Here is a 3,365-nt window from a genome sequence, read left to right as displayed (position 1 = left end):
CCCGCCGCCGCCTGTGCGGCCAGCCCCGCGAATTCGTTCATCGAATGGGTCATGAAAGCTGCACCGGCAGCCACCAGTCGTCCGCCGCCGCGTCCAACTCATCGGCGAGCGGCGCACCCTGGCACAGGGTGATCCGCGTCCAGCGGTCGGACTTCGGGTCGAACTTGGCGGCGCCGAAAAAGGCCAGTTTGCAGCGCAGCATGTCGATGGGCAGACAGTCGGCGCCGATCAGGTTGTCGTGGATCTCCGCATACGGATAACGGGCCGCCAGCGTGACGCGCCCCGCTGCAAAGGCGTGTTCGGGATGCTCTTGCAGGAACGCCGCCAGCGAACGGCCCGTCGCGGGCAACGCATGATAGAGCGCCGCCACCTGCCGCCCGATGTCGAGCGGGCTTTCAAGCTCCGCCCCCGGTTCCTCGAACCTGTTGCCGAGGCGGGGTTCCTGTTTGGACTGTGACACGTACCAGAACTGTGCGCAGCCCGCGCGCGACGCATAGTCAGGCGCCAATGCCCAGCCGAAGCGCGTCTCGATCTCCTCTCGCAGCCTTGTGGTGTCGCGCAACGGGGGGCAGAAGGCGCCGCTGGTATCGGCCATGCTCTCGGCCAGATCGTCTACCAGCGCGCCGAAAGGTTCCATCAGCAGCGAAACCATGAGTTCCTGCACCTCCGGCGTATGGGCCTCCACCGCCCCCATCACCGCGTCCAGCGGGCGGCGCCCTCCCAGCCGGGCCGGTGTCAGCAATCGGCGCGCCTGTTCCCAATCGGCCCGAAGCCGCACGATCCGCGCCTGATGACGGGGATCGGGCACGGACCATTCCGCCAGATGCCGCGCGGCACGCAGGCCCAGCGCGTGAAGCCGTTCCGCCTGCGCGGACGCGATATCTTTTTGCGCGCGCACACGGGCCAGTGCTGTTTCTCGGGCCAGCATCCAGTTGTTCAGCAGGACGGGGTGGCGCACCAGAAAGGGCGCCATGCCAAGGCCGGTGGCATTGCCGATGCCCAGATGCCGCCTGACCTCTCGTGTCAGGGGGGCACCGCCCACATGTTCGACAAGGTCTTGGGTGAAATGCCGGATCAGCCAGACGGTCAGCATCTCCGCGGCAAAGGGACCATCCAACCCGGGGCGGTCACAGATCACGTTACGGTCCGCGATGCCGAACTTGCCGTTGCCGTAGACGGCAGTGGTTCGCATCAGGTAGCCCACGCTGCGCAGCATCGCCGGATCGGGCTGGCGGCCTTCGCGCAGGCATTGCACCACATGCGCAAAAAGGCGCACCGACTTGTTGGCCCGGCTCAGCACAAGGTCCCGCTCGGTAAAGCGCGCGGCCTCCTGCCGGGGGGCATCGGCGACGATCCGGGCGATTTCCGCCGCAGACGGGATGCCGTCGTAAAGGACATAGGCGCTGTCCCAGGCGGTGGCGATCACGCGGTCGGTCCGCTGATCGTCCGGCAGCGCGGTCGAGACCGCGACCAGCGCATAGTCGTGGCCACCGAACCTCAGGCTATAGACGGCATGGCCATGGCCATCCGCATCCATGTTCCAGACCGGTCGCTCGATCCGCACCCGATCTGCCGCGAGGCGCCGGATCAACCGGCGCAGAAAGGACAGACGGGAAGGAAACATCGCCCCCATCCGGGCCAGCCGCATGACCTGTTCGGGGGGCCGCAGCGCGACCTGTGGGGCGGGTTCCGCCGGTATCTCGGCGGCGTCCTTCATGCGGGTCCGAAGCCTTCGTCGTAGAAGCGCAGCCAGTTGCCGCCCATGATGCCGTCGATCTCTCCTCCGTCGAAGCCGACGGCGACCAGACCCCGGCGGATATTGCCGAAATCGCGGTTGTTGGCGAACCACGACGGCATGGGCGGAAAGCCCGCCTTGTCTGCCGTCCCCTCGCCGTAATCCATCGCCTTGGTCCAGCGCCCGACGCGCATCCATTCCACCACGCTGTCGGGCTGGTCCTGACAGAGGTCGCTCCCGATGCCGAGGTGCTCCGCCCCGTAGCGGTCCGCCGCTTCGGCGACCATCTCGCAAAAAGACGACAGCGTGCAGGCGGAACCGTCCTTCAGGTGATGGGGATAGATCGAGAAACCCAGCATCCCCCCGGCCCGGGTCAGCGCCCGCAGCACCTCGTCGGATTTGTTGCGCAGGGCGGGATGCCACCAGTCCGGATTGGCATGGGTGATCGCGATGGGGCGGGCGGACTGGTCGATCGCCTCCAGCGTGGAGCGTTCGGCGGAATGGGACATGTCCACCACCATGCCCACGCGGTTCATCTCCGCCACCACCTGACGGCCCATGCGGGTCAGCCCGGTATCCTCGTCCTCGTAGCACCCCGTCGCCAGCAGCGACTGGTTGTTGTAGGTCAGTTGCATGAAGCGCACGCCAAGCTGATGACAGATCTCCACCAGCCCGATGTCGTCGCCGATGGGGCTGGGATTCTGGAACCCGAAGAAGATCGCCGTGCGGCCCGTTTCCCGCGCGCGGCGCACGTCGCCGGCGCAGGTCCCCCGCATGATGAGCTTTGGATGCATCTCGAACCAGCGGTTCCAGCCTTCGAGATTAAGCACCATTTCACGGAAGTTCTCGTGATAGGCGATGGTCACGTGAACGGCGTCCACCCCGCCTTCGCGCATCTGGCGAAAGATGCGGGGCGAAAACTTCGCGTATTGCAGGTTGTCGATCAGCGGCGCTTTCATGGCCGAAGGATGAAACGGAAAGTCTCTTTCGGCAATGACCAATGCGACCTGAAAACATCCGCCGCCGAAGCCGCAGATGTCTTTTCAGCCCCTGGGGTGGCTGTATTCATGCGCCGAGAGAACCAGCAGCCCCCCGGCAATCGCCCAGTTCTTCACGAATATCGACATCTGCCACGGATCGTCGGGCAGGAAGTGAAAGACACTGGTGATCATGCAGTAAATAGCCAGCGAAAGCGCGACCGGGCCGATCCAGAAGCCCAGCAAAAGCGCCAGCCCGGCAAGCGCATTATAGACGAGTGCGGGCCAGATCAGCACCCCGGGCAGGCCACGGTCTGTCAGCAGCGCCATGCCTGCTTCGGGCGCCACGGCCTTTTGCAGCGCCCCCGCGATGAACAGAAGCGCCAGCAAGGTCCGCCCGGCCCACATCATGCCCGCAAGGGCCGCCGGTGTCATGCAGCGGGGCGGAAGATCAGGGAGATCCCGTTGATGCAGTGGCGCTTGCCGGTCGGGGGCGGGCCGTCATCGAAGATATGGCCCAGATGGCTCCCGCAGCGGTCACAGTGAACCTCGGTCCTGCGCGAGAACAGTCCATCGTCCGGCATCGTCTCCACCGCGTTGTCGAGCGGGGCGGTAAAGCTGGGCCAGCCGGTGCCGCTCATGAATTTGGTCTC

4 protein-coding genes are annotated in these 3,365 nt (G+C 65.7%); all 4 read right to left on the bottom strand.

Features of this window, described 5'->3' with window-relative positions:
- Positions 1 to 49: 49 nt before the first annotated feature.
- On the bottom strand, positions 50 to 1,717 hold the full coding sequence (locus tag A3764_RS13245) for a hypothetical protein (RefSeq protein ID WP_067921524.1): 1,668 nt from the start codon (positions 1,715 to 1,717) through the stop codon (positions 50 to 52).
- Positions 1,714 to 2,694 carry a membrane dipeptidase gene (locus A3764_RS13240; protein WP_067921523.1) on the bottom strand — a complete coding sequence of 327 codons (981 nt, stop codon included), beginning with the start codon at positions 2,692 to 2,694 and terminating at the stop codon, positions 1,714 to 1,716. The genes A3764_RS13245 and A3764_RS13240 overlap by 4 nt, the downstream gene beginning before the upstream one ends.
- 84 nt (positions 2,695 to 2,778) lie before the next feature.
- The gene (locus tag A3764_RS13235) at positions 2,779 to 3,147 is read right to left on the bottom strand and encodes a DoxX family membrane protein (RefSeq protein WP_236628193.1); all 369 of its coding nucleotides are present in this window, start codon (positions 3,145 to 3,147) and stop codon (positions 2,779 to 2,781) included.
- Positions 3,144 to 3,365 (bottom strand): peptide-methionine (R)-S-oxide reductase (locus tag A3764_RS13230; protein ID WP_150122175.1); only part of this gene is annotated, 222 nt, incomplete at its 5' end. The genes A3764_RS13230 and A3764_RS13235, both read right to left, overlap by 4 nt.

This window comes from Sulfitobacter sp. HI0129 (genome assembly GCF_001635395.1).
Classification (GTDB): Bacteria; Pseudomonadota; Alphaproteobacteria; order Rhodobacterales; family Rhodobacteraceae; genus Sulfitobacter.
This window is presented reverse-complemented; position numbering and strand designations above follow the sequence as displayed.